The organism is Streptomyces sp. NPDC033221, assembly GCF_055577005.1.
Genome location: NZ_JBVIQN010000023.1, coordinates 81,027 through 97,380, shown reverse-complemented (window position 1 = coordinate 97,380; position 16,354 = coordinate 81,027). Strand labels below are relative to the sequence as shown.

Genomic DNA, 16,354 nt, shown 5'->3' with positions numbered 1-16,354 from the left:
GTCGGTGCGGGCCCCGTCCGTATCCGTACGGCTCGCTCCGTACGCCCGCCGGTGCGCGCCCGCCGCCGCGCGACCGCACCGCAGCCGCACGACCCGTATGCGTACGCCCCGTATCCATACGGCTCCGAGACCGCACGGCACCGTTCCGTACGCGCTCGGCCTCCCCGCCACCGAAGGGCTTTCAGTGACCCGAGCGACCGCACCGCGACAGAGCGCCGCACCGAGGACGTCCGCGCAGACGCCTCCCCAGCCGCCCGCCGTCTCCTTCGACGAGCTGCCGCTGGCCCCGGCCCTTCTCACCGCGCTGCGCGCGCAGGGCGTCACCGAGCCGTTCCCGATCCAGGCCGCGACGCTGCCCGCCACCCTCGCGGGCCGGGACGTCCTCGGCCGCGGCAGGACGGGCTCCGGCAAGACCCTGGCCTTCGGACTGGCGATGCTCAGCCGTACGGCGGGCCGGCGCGCGGACAGCAAGAGCCCCCTGGCGATGGTGCTCGTGCCCACCCGTGAGCTGGCGACCCAGGTCACCCAGGCGCTCGCGCCGTACGCCACGGCGGTCGGCCTGCGTACGACCACGGTCGTCGGCGGTACCTCCATCAACCGCCAGGTCGAGGCGCTGCGCAAGGGCGCCGAGATCCTCGTCGCCACCCCCGGCCGGCTCGCCGACCTGCTGGACCGCCGCGCCTGCAAGCTCGACCAGGTCGCCATCACCGTCCTCGACGAGGCCGACCAGATGACCGACATGGGCTTCCTGCCGCAGGTCACCCGGCTGATGGAGAAGGTGGACCCGAACGGCCAGCGGATGCTGTTCTCCGCGACCCTCGACCGCAATGTCGACAAGCTCGTCCGCCGGTTCCTGACCGACCCGGTCACCCACTCCGTGGACCCGTCGGCCGCGACGGTCACCACCATGGAACACCACGTCCTGTACGTGGACGACACCGACAAGCGGGCCACCACGACCGAGATCGCCGCCCGCGACGGCCGCGTGATCATGTTCGTGGACACCAAGCGCGGCGCCGACCGGCTCACCAAGCACCTCCTCGCCCAGGGCGTACGGGCCGCGGCGCTGCACGGCGGCAAGTCCCAGCCGCAGCGCACCCGCACCCTGGAGCAGTTCCGCACCGGCCAGGCCACCGCGCTGATCGCCACCAACGTCGCCGCCCGCGGCATCCACATCGACGGCCTCGACCTCGTGGTCAACGTCGACCCGCCGACCGAGGCCAAGGACTACCTGCACCGCGGCGGCCGCACCGCGCGGGCCGGCGAGTCGGGCACCGTCGTCACCCTGGTCACGCCCGGCCAGCGCCGGGACATGACCCGGCTGATGTCCCGGGCGAAGATCACCCCCGGTACGGCGCGGGTCCGGCCCGGCGACAGCGAACTGATACGGATCACCGGCGCGCAGACCCCGACCGGAGAGCCGGTGGCGCTCGCCGTCCCCGCGCAGCAGGAGCGGCCCAAGCCCGCGGGCAGCGGCGGCCGGCGGCGTCCGCGCCGCGGCGGCGGCTCCGGCGGCGCCCCGGCGGGCGGCGGCACCGGCGCCTCGAACGGCGGCCGTCCGTCCCGCCGGCCCTCCCGCGCCCCGAAGGGGCCGCGCACCCCGCGGGCACCCAAGGCATGACACACGCCGGGGCGCGCACGGCAGGCCCGTGCGCGCCCCGGCGCTTTCGCAAGCACCGGCCCGGCCCTACGGCTTCTCCGACACGTAGTAGCGCCGCGCGCCCTCGTGCAGCGGCAGCGGATCGGTGAAAACCGCGGTCCGCAGGTCCACCTTCTGCGCGGCGTGCACCTGGGTCCCGATCCGGTCCCGGCTCCTTATGACGGTCCGGGTGATCGCCTCCGTCAGCACCGGGTCCTGCCCGTCGGTGGTCACCAGCAGGTTCGCGACCGCGATCGTCTTGACCGCCTGCCCCTTCTGGACCCGCGGATAGGCGTCGGCCGGCATCACGGCCGCCCGGTAGTGCCGGGTCCGCCCGCCCTGCCGGTGCAGCGCCGGGATCAGGTCCCCGAGCTGCACGAGCCGTACGGGCGTCCGCCGGGCCACCTGCTGCACGGCCGAGGTCGGCAGCCCGCCCGACCAGAAGAAGGCGTCCAGGTCCCCGTCCTCCAGCAGCTTCGGCATCCGGTCGATGCCGACCCGCACCGCCTCGATGTCGTGGTCGAAGTCCAGCCCGGCCGCGGCGATCAGCCGCCGGGTGATCAGCTGTACGCCGGAGCCGTCCGCCCCCACGCCGACGCGCAGCTTCTTGAGGTCCTTGGCCGAGCCGACCGGCGAGTCCCCGCGGACCACCAGCTGCAGGTAATCGTCGTACAGCCGCGCGCAGGCCCGCAGCCGGGCCGCCTCCCGCGGCCTGAGACGCTGCTGCTCGGCCACCGCGTCCGCGGTCGCTACCGCGAACTGGGCGTTGCCGTCAGCCAATTGATCGAGGTTGTCCAGCGATCCCGCGCTGTTCATCAGCCGAACGTCGACCCGCGGCAGATCCCGGTGCAGGTCCTGCTTGAGCAGTTCCCCGTAACGCGCGTACACGCCGGAGCGCACGCCGGTGGTCAGCGTCAGCTGCCCGCCGGGCGCGGGCGGGCTGCCCAGGGGCAGCAGCCACCACAGCAGCAGACCGAGCGCGACCAGCGCCGCGGCAGCCGCGAGCAGCGCCCGGCGGGCGCCGGTGCGGGGGAGTGCGGAAACCATGAGCGGGATCCTGCCAGTACCGCACCGGGAAAGGGAGGGGCGAGGCGGCGGCGGGAGCACGTACCCTGGTCGATTGAGATGAGTGCGAAGACATACGAGGTGCGCACCTACGGGTGCCAGATGAACGTCCACGACTCCGAGCGGCTGTCGGGCCTGCTGGAGGACGCCGGATACGTGCCCGCGCCGCAGGGCGCCGACGGGGCCGATGTCGTCGTCTTCAACACCTGTGCGGTGCGGGAGAACGCCGACAACCGGCTCTACGGCAACCTCGGCCAGCTCGCGCCCAAGAAGGCCGCGCGCCCGGGCATGCAGATCGCCGTCGGCGGCTGCCTGGCCCAGAAGGACCGCGACACCATCGTCAAGAAGGCCCCCTGGGTCGACGTGGTCTTCGGGACGCACAACATCGGCAAGCTGCCGGTGCTCCTGGAGCGCGCCCGCGTCCAGGAGGAGGCCCAGGTCGAGATCGCCGAGTCGCTGGAGGCGTTCCCCTCCACGCTGCCCACCCGCCGCGAGAGCGCGTACGCGGCCTGGGTCTCGATCTCCGTGGGCTGCAACAACACCTGCACCTTCTGCATCGTCCCGGCCCTGCGCGGCAAGGAGAAGGACCGCCGCCCCGGCGACATCCTCGCCGAGATCGAGGCGCTGGTCGGCGAGGGCGTCTCCGAGATCACCCTGCTCGGCCAGAACGTCAACGCGTACGGCTCCGACATCGGCGACCGCGAGGCGTTCAGCAAGCTGCTGCGCGCCTGCGGGAAGATCGAGGGCCTGGAGCGGGTCCGCTTCACCTCGCCGCACCCCCGCGACTTCACCGACGACGTCATCGCCGCCATGGCCGAGACGCCGAACGTGATGCCGCAGCTGCACATGCCGCTGCAGTCCGGCTCGGACACCGTCCTCAAGGCGATGCGCCGCTCGTACCGCCAGGAGCGCTTCCTCGGCATCATCGAGAAGGTGCGCGCCGCGATGCCGGACGCCGCCATCTCCACGGACATCATCGTCGGCTTCCCGGGCGAGACCGAGGAGGACTTCGAGCAGACCCTGCACACGGTCCGCGAGTCCCGCTTCGCGCAGGCCTTCACCTTCCAGTACTCCAAGCGCCCCGGCACCCCGGCCGCCACGATGGACGGCCAGATCCCCAAGGAGGTCGTCCAGGCGCGCTACGAGCGGCTGGTGGCCCTCCAGGAGGAGATCTCCTGGGAGGAGAACAAGAAGCAGGTCGGCCGCACCCTGGAGGTCATGGTCGCCGAGGGCGAGGGGCGCAAGGACGACGCCACGCGCCGCCTGTCCGGCCGCGCGCCCGACAACCGCCTGGTGCACTTCACCCGCCCCGAGGAGCCGGTGCGCCCCGGCGACATCGTGACCGTCGAGATCACCTACGCCGCGCCGCACCACCTGCTCGCCGAGGGCCCGTCCCAGGCCGTCCGCCGTACGCGCGCGGGCGACGCCTGGGAGAAGCGCAACGCCGCCCCGGCCGACAAGCCGGCCGGCGTCATGCTCGGCCTGCCGACGATCGGCGCCCCGGCCCCGGCCCCGGCCCCCGCACCGGCGGCGGGCTGCGGGTGCGACTGACGTCCTGAGGGCGTACCGGACGGGACGGCCGGGTCCACACGTGGCTGTGGGCGCGGCCGTCGTCCTGCTCGTCGGCAGGGAAACGCGGCGTGGACCGGCGCCCGAGCCCGCGTGCCCCGCACCGCGGCCTTGCTAGGGTTCCAGCCATGCTTGTCGCCGCCGCCGTCTGCCCGTGTCCGCCGGTGCTCGTCCCGGAGGTCGCCTCCGGAGCCGCACCCGAGCTGGACGGTCTGCGGGCCGCCGCCCTGGACGCGGTCGGCGTGCTCGCGGCGGCCCGGCCGGACCGGCTGGTCGTCATCGGGCCCGCCGATGAGGCCGGCCGCGGGGCACACGGCCAGGGCGCGGTGGGCTCCTTCCGCGGCTTCGGCGTGGACCTCGAAGTGAGCCTTGGCGCCGCGGAGACACCCCCGGAGCGGTCCCTGCCGCCCGCGCTGTCGGTCGGCGCCTGGCTGCTGGCCCGTACGGACTGGGCCGACGCGCCGGTGGAAGGGCTCGGCGTAGGAGAGCCGCTGGCCGCCGACCGCTGCGCACAGACCGGCCGGGAGATCGCGGCCTCGGCGGAGCGGGTCGCCCTGCTGGTCATGGGCGACGGCAGCGCGTGCCGCACGGTGAAGGCGCCGGGCTACTACGACGAGCGGGCCGAGGGCTTCGACGCCGCCGTGGCGCGCGCTCTGGGAGCCGCCGACACCGGTGCCCTGGCCGGGCTGGACGCGGAGCTGGCGTACGAGCTGAAGGCCTCCGGGCGGGCCTGCTGGCAGGTCCTGGCGGGTGCCGCACAGGGCGCCGGGCTGCGTGGCGAGCTGCTGTGCGAGGAGGCGCCGTACGGGGTCGGGTACTTCGTGGCGGCCTGGTCCTGAGGCTTTCGGAGCGGCCCGCCTCCGGCACGTACGGCATCGGCGCGTACGGGAAGCAGTGCCGGGCGCGCGACTGAACGACCGGAGCGCCCCCTCCACGGCGACGGCCGCGGAGCGTGTCGCTCCGCGGCCGTGATGCCGCCCGGGCCCGCCCCGTCGCGGACCCGTCGGGAAGGTCAGGAGGCCGGTCCCTGCGGACCCGGGCCGCCGGAGCGGCGGGACTCCTCGGACAGCCGGCCGAGGGCGTCCTTCGCCTTGCCCGCGCCGGTCCCGATCTGGCTGCTGTACTTGCCCTTGGTCCTCTCGTCGACCGCCCGCGCGGCCCTGTCGAGTCCCTGCTCGATCTTGTCCCCGTGCTGCTGCGCGAGGTCACCGGCCTTGCCCTTCAGAGGACCGAGCCTGGCCTTGAGGTTGTCCAGCAGACCCATGGGCCACCTTCCTTCGTACGGCGTCGTGCCACCTACTTGCGGGCGCCTTCCCCGGCTTCGCTGTCCGCGGCCTCCCCGGCCGACTGCTGCTTGGGAATCTCGACGCCTTCGGCGGCTGCCGACTCCGCGGCCTCCTCGGCGGTCGGCTCCCCGTCCGCCGCTGCCGCCTCGCCCCGCTCCGCCGCGGAGGCGGCCTCGGCGGCGGGCTCCCCGCCCTCCGGGGCCGACGGCTCCGCCGTCAGCGTGGCGGCTGCCTCCTCCGTCGATGCCTCCGCCTTGCGGCGACGAAACCGTGAAAACACGCCCATAACTACTCCAGATCCTACTCGTGTGGGCGAAATCCCGGGGCGCCCGGAGCGTCCCATTGCGCCGCCCGCGGGCCCCGGTTCGTAAACCGGCGGCCGGAACCTCGCAACAGGCAACGAACACGGAGGCGAGCCGTCACGTCGCTCGTTCGAGATGAGGCCCGCAGGTTTGCGAGACTGGGGCGGTGAACACCGCAGTTCCCGCACCCCGGGTCATCGCCGTCGTCGGTCCCACCGCGGCCGGAAAGTCCGACTTGGGCGTCGCGCTCGCCCGCCATCTCGGTGGCGAAGTCGTCAACGCCGACTCCATGCAGCTCTACCGGGGAATGGACATCGGCACCGCCAAGCTGACGGTTCCCGAACGCCAGGGCGTCCCGCACCACCTCCTGGACATCTGGGACGTGACCCGGGCCGCGAACGTCGCCGAGTACCAGCGCCTGGCCCGCGCCGAGATCGACCGCCTGCTCGCCGAAGGACGCACCCCCGTCCTCGTCGGCGGCTCCGGCCTGTACGTACGCGGCGCCATCGACGCCCTCGACTTCCCCGGCACGGACCCGGAGGTACGGGCCCGGCTGGAGGCCGAGCTGGCCGAGCAGGGCAGCGGCGCCCTGCACGCCCGGCTCGCCGCCGCCGACCCGGAGGCCGCCCGCGCCATCCTGGCGAGCAACGGACGCCGCATCGTGCGCGCCCTGGAGGTCATCGAGATCACCGGCCGCCCCTTCACCGCCAACCTCCCCGGCCACGAGGCGGTCTACGACACCGTGCAGATCGGCGTCGACGTGGCGCGCCCCGAACTGGACGACCGCATCACCCGCCGGGTCGACCGGATGTGGGAGGAAGGCCTGGTCGACGAGGTGCGGCGGCTGGAGGGCGAGGGGCTGCGCGAAGGCCGTACCGCCTCCCGCGCCCTCGGCTACCAGCAGGTGCTCGCCCAGCTCGCGGGGGAGTGCACGGAGGAGCAGGCGAAGGCCGAGACGGTCCGGGCCACCAAGCGGTTCGCACGCCGCCAGGACTCCTGGTTCCGCAGGGACCCCCGGGTCCACTGGCTCAGCGGTGGCGCCGGGGACCGCGCGGAACTCCCGGGGCGGGCGCTGACGTTGGTCGAACGACCGGTCACAGCCTGATCACGTCATGGCATCGGGACGCTCCGCCCGTCATCCCGGCCCCCGGGAGCGTGTCATCATCGACCTTCGATCGAGGCGTGCAGTCGGAGTGGGGAGGGCGCGTGGCGATGGAGGCCGGCCCTCGCAACAGACCGCAGCAACCGGACGGGCCGAGAGACGGACAGCGGGACGCGACCGAGTCGCTGACCCAGGACGGGCCCGGAGCCGTGGACCCGGGCAGCCCTGCCCTGGACCACGCCGCGGCCGTCGGCCCGGACGGCCCGGACGCCCTGGGTGAACCGGTTCGCCCGGCACCCCTGGACACCGGCGACGTACCCGAGGGCGCGGCCGAGGGCGGCGAGTCCTTCCGTGAACTGCGCCCGCCGCGCCGGCTGCGCATCTGGCAGCTCGCGCCGATCGTCGGCCTGGCCACCCTCGGCTCGCTGATGTTCGCCTTCCCGCTCGCCTTCGAGTTCGGCGGCGACGGCGGCGCGGTGATCTCCATGCTCGGCCTGCTGCTGTTCGGCTGCGCCGCCGGCTGGGGCATGATGGCCGCCCGCCGGGTCGGCCACACCTGGCCCGGCCTGCCCGCCCGCGGCTCCGGCCGCCGCCCGGACTGGCGCGTCGTCCTGGCGTACGCCGCGGTCGTGGCCGTGCTGGCCCTGCTCGCCGTCTGGCGGGTCGCCCGCCTGCACTGACTGTCACCGCCGCGCCGTACGATGCAGTCATGACCAACGCACAGGGGACCGCAGAGGCCACGGAGGCCGCCGCCACGACCGCCGCGGGCGGCCCCGGCCGGGGCATCGCCTTCCTCAAGGGACACGGCACGGAAAACGACTTCGTGATCGTCCCCGACCCGGACGGCGTCCTGGACCTGTCCGCCGACGCCGTCGCGCGGATCTGCGACCGCCGGGCCGGCATCGGCGGCGACGGCCTGCTGCGCGTGGTGCGCTCCGCCGCCGACCCCGCGGCCCGCGACCTGGCCGGCGAAGCCGAGTGGTTCATGGACTACCGCAACGGCGACGGTTCCATCGCCGAGATGTGCGGCAACGGCATCCGCGTCTTCGCCCGCTACCTCCAGCACGCCGGCCTGGCCGGCGAGGGCGAACTGGCCATCGCCACCCGCGCCGGCGTACGGACGGCACGCCTGACCGCGACCGGCGAGGTCACGGTCTCCATGGGGCGTGCCGAGCTGCTCCCGGACGGCGTGCAGGTCACCGTCGGCGACCGCAGCTGGCCCGCCCGCAACGTCAGCATGGGCAACCCGCACGCCGTCGCCTTCGTCGAGGACCTTGACCACGCCGGTGAGCTGCGCGCCGTCCCGCCGTTCAGCCCAGCCGCCGTCTACCCGCACGGTGTGAACATCGAATTCGTCGCCGACCGCGGCCCGCGCCACGTGGCGATGCGGGTCCACGAGCGCGGCTCCGGCGAGACCCGCTCCTGTGGCACCGGCGCCTGCGCCGTCGCCGTCGCCACCGCCCGCCGGGACGGCACGGACCCCGCGGCCACCGGCAGCCCCGTCACGTACACGGTCGACGTCCTGGGCGGCAGCCTGACGATCACCGAGCTGCCGGACGGCACGGTCGAGATGACCGGGCCCGCGGTCATCGTCGGGCAGGGTGTGCTCGACCCGGCGTGGCTGGTCACGGCCCTGGACTGAGACCCGGAGCCGGTGCCCCGGCCCCGGCCGGACGCACCGCCGGTCCGGCCGGGAACATGACACAGGCCCTTAGCTCGAATGGGTGATCCGGTTCACGCTGGGCGAGAGCGGGACAGCGCTGCGTGATGGGCTCGGTAGCATCAAGCACCGGCCCGGGCGACTGACTGCGGGCGCCCAACCGCCGGTCGACGCCGCCGGAGGTGCCCATGAGCGCAGAGGCCACGAACCCTGGTAACCCCGTCGCGCCCGTCCAGGCCGGTCCGTCCGACCCGGGCGAAGCCTCGCACCGCAAACGCGGCCGGCCCCGCCTGGAGCTGCGCGGACTGCGCCGCATCGGCCGGGCCGCGCTGCTCGGCCCGGCCCCCCGCGACGGCCTGCCGAACGCCCTGGAACACGTGGCCAAGGTGCACCGCGCCCACCACCCGGACGCCGACCTGGACACCCTCAGCCGGGCCTATGTGCTCGCGGAGTCCTCGCACCGCGGGCAGATGCGCAAAAGCGGCGAGCCGTACATCACCCACCCGCTCGCGGTGACCCTGATCCTGGCCGAACTGGGCGCCGAGACCACGACCTTGACCGCCTCGCTGCTCCACGACACCGTCGAGGACACGGAAGTGACGCTCGATCAGGTGAGCCGGGAGTTCGGCAAAGAAGTCTGCTACCTGGTCGACGGCGTCACCAAACTGGAGAAGGTCGACTACGGCGCCGCCGCCGAACCCGAGACCTTCCGCAAGATGCTCGTCGCCACCGGCAACGACGTCCGCGTGATGTCCATCAAACTGGCCGACCGGCTGCACAACATGCGCACCCTCGGCGTGATGCGCCCCGAAAAGCAGGCCAGGATCGCCAAGGTGACGCGCGACGTGCTGATCCCGCTCGCCGAACGGCTCGGCGTACAGGCGCTCAAGACCGAGCTGGAGGACCTGGTCTTCGCGATCCTGCACCCGGAGGAGTACGCCACCACCCGCGCGCTCGTCCTCGGCCACGCCGGCCGCCCGGGCCCGCTCGACGCCATCGCGGAGCGGGTCCGCGCCGTCCTGGACGAGGCCGACATCGACGCCGAAGTCCTCATCCGGCCGCGGCACTTCGTCTCCGTGCACCGGGTGCGGCTGGCGCGCGGCACGGTCACCGGCGCGGACCTCGGCCGGCTGCTGGTGCTCGTCGCCGAGGACGCCGACTGCTACGCGGTCCTCGGCGAGCTGCACACCTGCCTCACCCCGGTGGTCTCGGAGTTCAAGGACTTCATCGCCGCACCGAAGTTCAACCTCTACCAGTCGCTGCACACCGCCGTCACGGACGGGGACGGCGCGGTTGCGGAAACGCTCATCCGTACGCACCGCATGCACCGCGTCGCGGAGGCCGGGGTGATCGCGCTGGGCAACCCGTACGCCCCGGCGGACGGCTCCGACCCGTCCGCCGCGGAGGCCGACGGCGCGGTGGGCACCCAGGCCGCCGAGGACGGCGAGCGCGTGGACCCGACCCAGCCCGGCTGGCTGTGCCGCCTCCTGGAGTGGCAGCGCGCCACCCCCGACCCGGACACGTTCTGGACCTCGCTGCGCGCCGACCTCGCCCAGGACCGGGAGATCACGGTCTTCCGCGCGGAGGGCGGCTTCGACGACGGGAGCGGCACGGTCGCGACGGACCCCGCCGGCACGGGCACGGCGGGCACCGGCACCGTCGGCCTCCCCGCCGGCGCGAGCTGCGTGGACGCCGCGTACGCGCTGTACGGCGAAGGAGCCCACCACTGCATCGGCGCGCGCGTCAACGGCCGCCTCGCGACGCTCTCCACGGTCCTGTGCGACGGCGACAGCCTGCACCTGCTGATGGCCCCCGACTCCGCCGCCGGGCCCTCGCCGGACTGGCTGGACCACACCCGTACCCCCGCGGCCCGTCTCGCCATCTCACGCTGGCTGGCCGCCCATCCGGGCGCGGAGACGGGAGCGGGGGACGGGCCGGCCGAGACTGGCGCACCGAGCGGCGCCGGTGAGACACGGGACCCCGGGGCCGGTGCCGCGTCAGGGCGGCACGGCGGCGACACCGACGGACTCTCCACCGACCTGCCCGGCGCGACCGTACGGCTCGCGGGCTGCTGCACCCCCGTACCCCCGGACAACGTCACCGGCTTCGCCGTACGGGGCGGCATCGTCACCGTGCACCGGGCCCTGTGCCCCGTGGTCGCCCGGATGGCCGCCTCTGGCCGGCAGCCGGTCGGCGCACGCTGGCGCGGCGCGGGAAACCGCGTACAGGGCTGCCGGGTCACCCTCCTCGCGGAGGCGTTCACCAGGCCGCACCTGCTCGCCGACCTCACGGAGGCCATCGCGGCCGAAGGCGCCGCCGTGGTCGCCGCGGCCGTCGAACCACCCCGCGAGCAGCGCGTACGGCACACCTACACCCTCCACCTGCCGGACGCGGCCAAACTGCCGTCCCTGATGCGCGCGATGCGCCAGGTGCCGGGCGTCTTCGACGTGCTGCGGGCGGGGCGGGCACAGCCGACGGTGGGGGCGCGGTTCTGAGGGGGCGGTTTTGAGGTCTCGCCGGGCATCCGCACGCCCCCTTCGGCCTCGTCGGACGCACAGGACCCCTCGTTCGGGTGCCGTACTGCCGCGTCGGCCACGGACCGGGGCGTCGCGCTGATAGCCGTTTGGCATGCCGCTTTCCTCGTCCCACCCAGCCCCCGGCCCCGGCGACGCCTCCGGCCGGGGCCCCGAAGGCGTCCCGCCCCGCCCGCGCCGCCTCTCCGGGGCCGCAGCCCGCCGCCGGAGCGGACTCGGCCTGCTCGCCGCCGCCTCACTGGTGGCCGCCGGGCTGCCGGACGCCACCCCGCTCGGCATCGGCGACCGGCTCTACCCACATCTCGGCAACCCCGGCTACGACGTCCGCGCGTACGACATCACCCTGACGTACTCCGGCCACAACGACCGGCCGCTGGACGCCGTCACGAAGATCACCGCACGGGCCACCACCCGCCTGGAGCGCGTCAACCTCGACTTCGCGCACGGCACCGTCCGCTCCGTCGAGATCGACGGCCGGCCCGCGCCCCACGTCACCCGCGGCGAGGACCTGATCGTCACGCCCCACCGCACCGTGCGGGCCGGCACCCCGATGCGGATCGTCGTCCGGCACACCAGCGACCCGCGGACCCCCAAGGGAGGCAAGGACAAGGAGGTCGGCTGGCTGCGCACGAAGGACGGGCTGGTGATGGCCAACCAGGTCGACGCCGCACACCGCGTCTTCCCGGGCAACGACCACCCCTCCGACAAGGCGCTCTACACCTTCCGCGTCACCGCGCCCAAGGGGCTGACGGTCGTCGCGAACGGTTCGCAGGTGGCGCGCTACCCAGGCGCCATGCCGGGCAAGAGCGCGGCCGGGACAGGACAGGGCGTACGACAGGGAGTGGCGGCCCCGGCCACCACCACCTGGGTCTACCGCTCCGCCCACCCCATGGCCACCGAGGTCGCGCAGGTGGCCATCGGGCACTCTGCCGTCGTCCGGCGCGCCGGACCGCACGGCCTGCCGCTGCGCGACGTCGTACCGGCCGCCGACCGCAAACGCCTGGAGCCCTGGCTCGCCAAGACGCCGGGCCAACTCGCCTGGATGGAGCGCAAGGTCGGCCGCTACCCCTTCGAGTCGTACGGCGTGCTGCTCGCCCAGGCCGAGACCGGCTTCGAGCTGGAGACCCAGACCCTGTCCCTCTTCGAGGAGCGGCTGTTCACCACGCGGCAGTACCCCCGCTGGTACGTCGAAGCGATCATGGTGCACGAGCTGGCGCACCAGTGGTTCGGCAACAGCGTCTCCCCGCGCACCTGGTCGGACGCCTGGCTCAACGAGTCGCACGCCACCTGGTACGAGGAGCTGTACGCGCACGAGCACGCCAAGATGTCCATGGACCAGCGGACCCGGCGCGCCTACAGCGTCTCGGACCGGATGCGCGCCGAGGGCGGGCCGCCCGGGGCGCCGAAGGCCCCCACCCCTGGCAACAAGACCGGCATCTTCCGCCCCGTCATGTACGACGGCAGCGCTCTCGTGCTGTACGCGCTGCGCGCCAGGATCGGGCACGCCGCCTTCGACCGGCTGGAGCGCGCCTGGGTGACCCGGCACCGCGACGGCGTCGCGGGCACCGCCGACTTCGTCGCGCTGGCCTCCCGTATCTCCGGCCAGAACCTCGGCGGCTTCTTCCGCAGCTGGCTGTACGACGCCAAGACACCGCCGATGCCGGGGCACCCGGACTGGAAGAGCCACTACCGGACCCCGCAGCCACCGGTGCGGAAGCCGGGCGCGAAGCCGGGCGCGAAGCCCGCGGGGAAGCCTGCTGCGAAGCCCGCGGGGCAGTCTGCCGCGAAGCTTGCGGGGCAGTCTGCCGCGAAACCCGCGGGGCGGCCGACCGGTGAAAACCGCAGGTGAGCCCGCTGGAAAGCCGTCTGCCAGGCCCGTCGCACCACCCGCCGGAACGCGGCCCGTCACCCCGCACCGAAAACCTGGATGACGGCCCCCGGCGACCGTGCGACCATCGTCTGGCCGATGACGGGGCCGCCGGGAATCTCCCGGGCGGCCCGGACGTTGTCACGATCGAGAGTCCCGGGGCCGCACGGCCCCGTACGGGACGTCCCAACGACACAAAGGATCAAATGACCTCCTCTTCTTCCCTTCCACAGGACCGACAGCGCCTCCCCGAGAGCCGCCGGGCCGACGCCCTGATGGAAGAGGACGTCGCCTGGAGTTACGAGATCGACGGGGAGCGTGACGGCGAGCAGTACGACCGCACCGAGCGGGCGGCGCTGCGCCGGGTGGCCGGTCTGTCCACCGAGCTCGAGGACGTCACCGAGGTCGAGTACCGCCAGCTGCGTCTGGAGCGCGTGGTGCTGGTAGGTGTCTGGACCACGGGGACGGCGCAGGACGCCGAGAACTCCCTCGCCGAGCTGGCCGCCCTCGCGGAGACCGCCGGCGCGCTGGTGCTCGACGGCGTCGTGCAGCGCCGCGACAAGCCCGACCCGGCCACCTACATCGGCTCGGGCAAGGCTCTGGAGCTGCGCGACATCGTCCTGGAGGCCGGTGCCGACACGGTGGTCTGCGACGGTGAGCTGAGCCCCGGCCAGCTGATCCACCTCGAAGACGTCGTCAAGGTCAAGGTCGTCGACCGTACGGCCCTGATCCTGGACATCTTCGCCCAGCACGCCAAGTCCCGGGAGGGCAAGGCGCAGGTCTCGCTGGCGCAGATGCAGTACATGCTGCCCAGGCTGCGCGGCTGGGGCCAGTCGCTGTCCCGGCAGATGGGTGGCGGTGGCTCCGGCTCCACGGGCGGCGGCATGGCCACGCGTGGTCCCGGTGAGACCAAGATCGAGACGGACCGGCGGCGGATTCGCGAGAAGATGGCGAAGATGCGCCGGGAGATCGCGGAGATGAAGACCGGCCGCGACACCAAGCGGCAGGAACGGCGCCGCCACAAGGTGCCCTCGGTCGCCATCGCCGGCTACACCAACGCGGGCAAGTCCTCCCTGCTCAACCGCCTCACCGGGGCCGGTGTCCTGGTGGAGAACGCGCTGTTCGCCACCCTGGACCCGACCGTGCGCCGGGCCGAGACGCCCAGCGGACGGCTCTACACCCTCGCCGACACCGTCGGCTTCGTCCGCCACCTGCCGCACCACCTCGTCGAGGCGTTCCGCTCCACGATGGAGGAGGTCGGCGACTCCGACGTCATCCTCCACGTGGTCGACGGCTCGCACCCGGTGCCGGAGGAGCAGCTGGCCGCCGTACGCGAGGTGATCCGCGACGTGGGCGCCACCCACGTACCGGAGATCGTCGTCGTCAACAAGGCGGACGCCGCCGATCCGCTGGTCCTCCAGCGGCTGCTGCGCCAGGAGAAGCACGCGCTGCTCGTCTCGGCCCGTACCGGCCAGGGCATCGACGAGCTGCTCGCGCTGATCGACGAGGAGCTGCCGCGGCCGCAGGTCGAGATCGAGGCGCTGGTCCCGTACACCCAGGGTGCGCTGGTCTCGCGTGCGCACGCCGAGGGCGAGGTGATCTCCGAGGAGCACGTCGCGGAGGGCACCGTCCTCAAGGCGCGGGTGCACGAGGAGCTGGCCGCCGAGTTCCGGCCGTACGTGCCCGCCGCGTGACGCGGCAGCCGTAGGCGCCGCACGGCAGACGGTACGAAGGCAGTACCGGGGCAATACGGGCAGTACGCAGGCAGTACCAGGGCAATACAGGTAGTACGAAAGCAGTACGAAATCAGCACGAAGGCCCGCTTCCGGAATCCGGGAGCGGGCCTTCGCCCTTGCTGTCGCTCATTCACCGCTGTGCCGCGGGTGGCCGGCGGACCGGCCCGGCGGGCACCCGGCGCGTACCGGGTGCCCGCCGCTCACGCCGGTTACTGCGACGCGAACTTCTTGCTCATCGCGCCGTACATGCTCTTGGCCTCCGGGCCGAGGTGCGGGCCCGCCAGCCAGCCGGCCGGACGCGGGCCGATCGAGGTGTTGGACACCAGCGCCGGCTTGCCGTCCGAGCCCTTGGCGAACCAGGGGCCACCGGAGGAACCGGCGGTCATCAGGCAGCCGATGCGGTACATGGTCGGCTTCTTGGCGTCCAGCGACAGCCGGCCCGGCTTGTCGGTGCACTGCTGCAGCGTCGCGCCGTCGAACGGCGCCTCGGCCGGGTAGCCCTGGGCGGTGATGCTGGTGATGTCCGGGACGGCCGAGGCGTTGAAGTCCACCGAGTAGGCGCCGCCGGCGACCTCTTCGAGGGACTTGCTGCCCGCGCCCTTCTCCGGCGTCACGTGCATGATCGCGAAGTCGTACGGCGCCATCGGCACGCCGTTGCCCTGCGCGCCGCCCTGGCCGATCCACTGGTTGGAGGTCGACGCGCCGTCGGCCCACCACACGCCCTTGGGGAACATCTGCTCACGCGAGGCGGTCTCCAGCTGGGCCGCGGTCTTGCCGCTGTCGTTGAACGACGGGGCGAAGATCATGTTGCGGTACCAGCCACCGGTCTTGCCGGCGTGCACGCAGTGGCCCGCCGTCCAGACCAGGTTGGACTTGCCCGGGTGGGCCGGGTCCTTGACCACCGCGCCGGAGCAGACCGCGTGGCCCTCGGGCGTGTCGAAGAAGATCTTGCCGAGGCCGGGCGCGTTCTGGCCGAACGGCGGCTTGACGGCCTTGGCCTGGACCGGCCGCGGGTCCGGGTCGGTCCGCCCCTGGTCACCCGAGATGTCCTTGGGCGTGGGCTCCTTCGGCGGCTTGGCCTTGCTCGCCCGGTCCGGGTCCCACAGGCCCTTGATGATCGGGTTGATGAACTCACTGGCCTCGCGGAGCCACTTGTCCTTGTCCCAGTTCTTCCACTCGCCGTTCTTCCACTTGTCCAGGTCGACGCCGTGTTCCTTGAGCTTGTCCTGGATGTCCTTGGGGATCGTGAAGCCACCCCCGCCCGCGCTGCCCTGTTCCGCGGACTGGCTGGGCTTGCCGTCCGCCTGGTTGCCCTCGGGGCCGCAGCCGGTGGCGGTCAGCGCCACCACGGCGGTGAGGGCGGCCGCGGCCAGGACCGGCCGACGTATGGATCGCATGGGTTGAACTCCCCCTGGTGTGTTCAGGCTTGCCATGGGCGCGCGTCGGGCCCCGGGCGGTCGTGCCGCGCCGTGGGGTGGTCCTGCCGGTCTTGCCCCGGACGTGCCCGCATCTGCTGTTTTGTCATGCACCGGAAAGCCGGGCGCAGGACCCCACTATGCCGGTGCCGTTGGGGACGGTGGTGGGCGGGTCCCCG

13 protein-coding genes are annotated in these 16,354 nt (G+C 73.4%); 9 read left to right on the top strand and 4 right to left on the bottom strand.

Features of this window, described 5'->3' with window-relative positions; translation table 11 throughout:
* Window positions 1-97: 97 nt before the first annotated feature.
* Window positions 98-1,621, top strand: coding sequence for a DEAD/DEAH box helicase (locus ACZ53K_RS27115; protein WP_468841338.1), 1,524 nt, complete (start codon window positions 98-100; stop codon window positions 1,619-1,621).
* A gap of 66 nt (window positions 1,622-1,687) precedes the next feature.
* Here the strand turns inward: ACZ53K_RS27115 and ACZ53K_RS27110 are convergent, their stop codons facing one another.
* Window positions 1,688-2,686, bottom strand: a complete 999-nt coding sequence (locus tag ACZ53K_RS27110; RefSeq protein WP_468841336.1) for a TAXI family TRAP transporter solute-binding subunit — start codon at window positions 2,684-2,686, stop codon at window positions 1,688-1,690.
* A 78-nt stretch (window positions 2,687-2,764) separates the two neighbouring features.
* Here ACZ53K_RS27110 and miaB point away from each other — a divergent pair, with 78 nt between their 5' ends.
* Both miaB and ACZ53K_RS27100 read left to right on the top strand, forming a co-directional pair.
* Window positions 2,765-4,255 carry a tRNA (N6-isopentenyl adenosine(37)-C2)-methylthiotransferase MiaB gene (gene miaB, locus ACZ53K_RS27105; RefSeq protein WP_468841334.1) on the top strand — a complete coding sequence of 497 codons (1,491 nt, stop codon included), beginning with the start codon at window positions 2,765-2,767 and terminating at the stop codon, window positions 4,253-4,255.
* Between the two features lie 146 nt (window positions 4,256-4,401).
* The gene (locus tag ACZ53K_RS27100) at window positions 4,402-5,112 is read left to right on the top strand and encodes a class III extradiol dioxygenase subunit B-like domain-containing protein (RefSeq protein ID WP_468841332.1); all 711 of its coding nucleotides are present in this window, start codon (window positions 4,402-4,404) and stop codon (window positions 5,110-5,112) included.
* Between the two features lie 173 nt (window positions 5,113-5,285).
* Here the strand turns inward: ACZ53K_RS27100 and ACZ53K_RS27095 are convergent, their stop codons facing one another.
* Window positions 5,286-5,537 (bottom strand): antitoxin, encoded by a 252-nt coding sequence (locus ACZ53K_RS27095; protein ID WP_468841330.1) that lies wholly within the window; start codon window positions 5,535-5,537, stop codon window positions 5,286-5,288.
* Between the two features lie 32 nt (window positions 5,538-5,569).
* Window positions 5,570-5,845 carry a gliding motility protein gene (locus tag ACZ53K_RS27090; protein WP_468841328.1) on the bottom strand — a complete coding sequence of 92 codons (276 nt, stop codon included), beginning with the start codon at window positions 5,843-5,845 and terminating at the stop codon, window positions 5,570-5,572.
* Window positions 5,846-6,027: 182 nt separating this feature from the next.
* On the opposite strand from ACZ53K_RS27090, the gene miaA reads away from it, so the two are divergent.
* The 6 genes from miaA (at window position 6,028) to hflX (ending at window position 14,718) form a co-directional block, all read left to right on the top strand.
* A complete protein-coding gene (miaA, locus tag ACZ53K_RS27085) occupies window positions 6,028-6,966 on the top strand; it encodes a tRNA (adenosine(37)-N6)-dimethylallyltransferase MiaA (protein ID WP_468841326.1) in 939 nt (312 codons plus the stop codon).
* Between the two features lie 107 nt (window positions 6,967-7,073).
* The gene (locus ACZ53K_RS27080) at window positions 7,074-7,643 is read left to right on the top strand and encodes a hypothetical protein (RefSeq protein WP_468841324.1); all 570 of its coding nucleotides are present in this window, start codon (window positions 7,074-7,076) and stop codon (window positions 7,641-7,643) included.
* A 29-nt stretch (window positions 7,644-7,672) separates the two neighbouring features.
* Window positions 7,673-8,605, top strand: a complete 933-nt coding sequence (gene dapF / locus ACZ53K_RS27075) for a diaminopimelate epimerase (protein WP_468841322.1) — start codon at window positions 7,673-7,675, stop codon at window positions 8,603-8,605.
* Between the two features lie 206 nt (window positions 8,606-8,811).
* Window positions 8,812-11,118 carry a RelA/SpoT family protein gene (locus ACZ53K_RS27070; RefSeq protein ID WP_468841320.1) on the top strand — a complete coding sequence of 769 codons (2,307 nt, stop codon included), beginning with the start codon at window positions 8,812-8,814 and terminating at the stop codon, window positions 11,116-11,118.
* Between the two features lie 133 nt (window positions 11,119-11,251).
* Window positions 11,252-13,006, top strand: a complete 1,755-nt coding sequence (locus ACZ53K_RS27065) for a M1 family metallopeptidase (RefSeq protein ID WP_468841318.1) — start codon at window positions 11,252-11,254, stop codon at window positions 13,004-13,006.
* 224 nt (window positions 13,007-13,230) lie between these two features.
* Window positions 13,231-14,718, top strand: coding sequence for a GTPase HflX (gene hflX, locus ACZ53K_RS27060; RefSeq protein WP_468841316.1), 1,488 nt, complete (start codon window positions 13,231-13,233; stop codon window positions 14,716-14,718).
* Window positions 14,719-14,969: 251 nt separating this feature from the next.
* Here the strand turns inward: hflX and ACZ53K_RS27055 are convergent, their stop codons facing one another.
* Window positions 14,970-16,157, bottom strand: coding sequence for a trypsin-like serine peptidase (locus ACZ53K_RS27055; RefSeq protein WP_468841314.1), 1,188 nt, complete (start codon window positions 16,155-16,157; stop codon window positions 14,970-14,972).
* Between the last annotated feature and the right edge of the window lie 197 nt (window positions 16,158-16,354).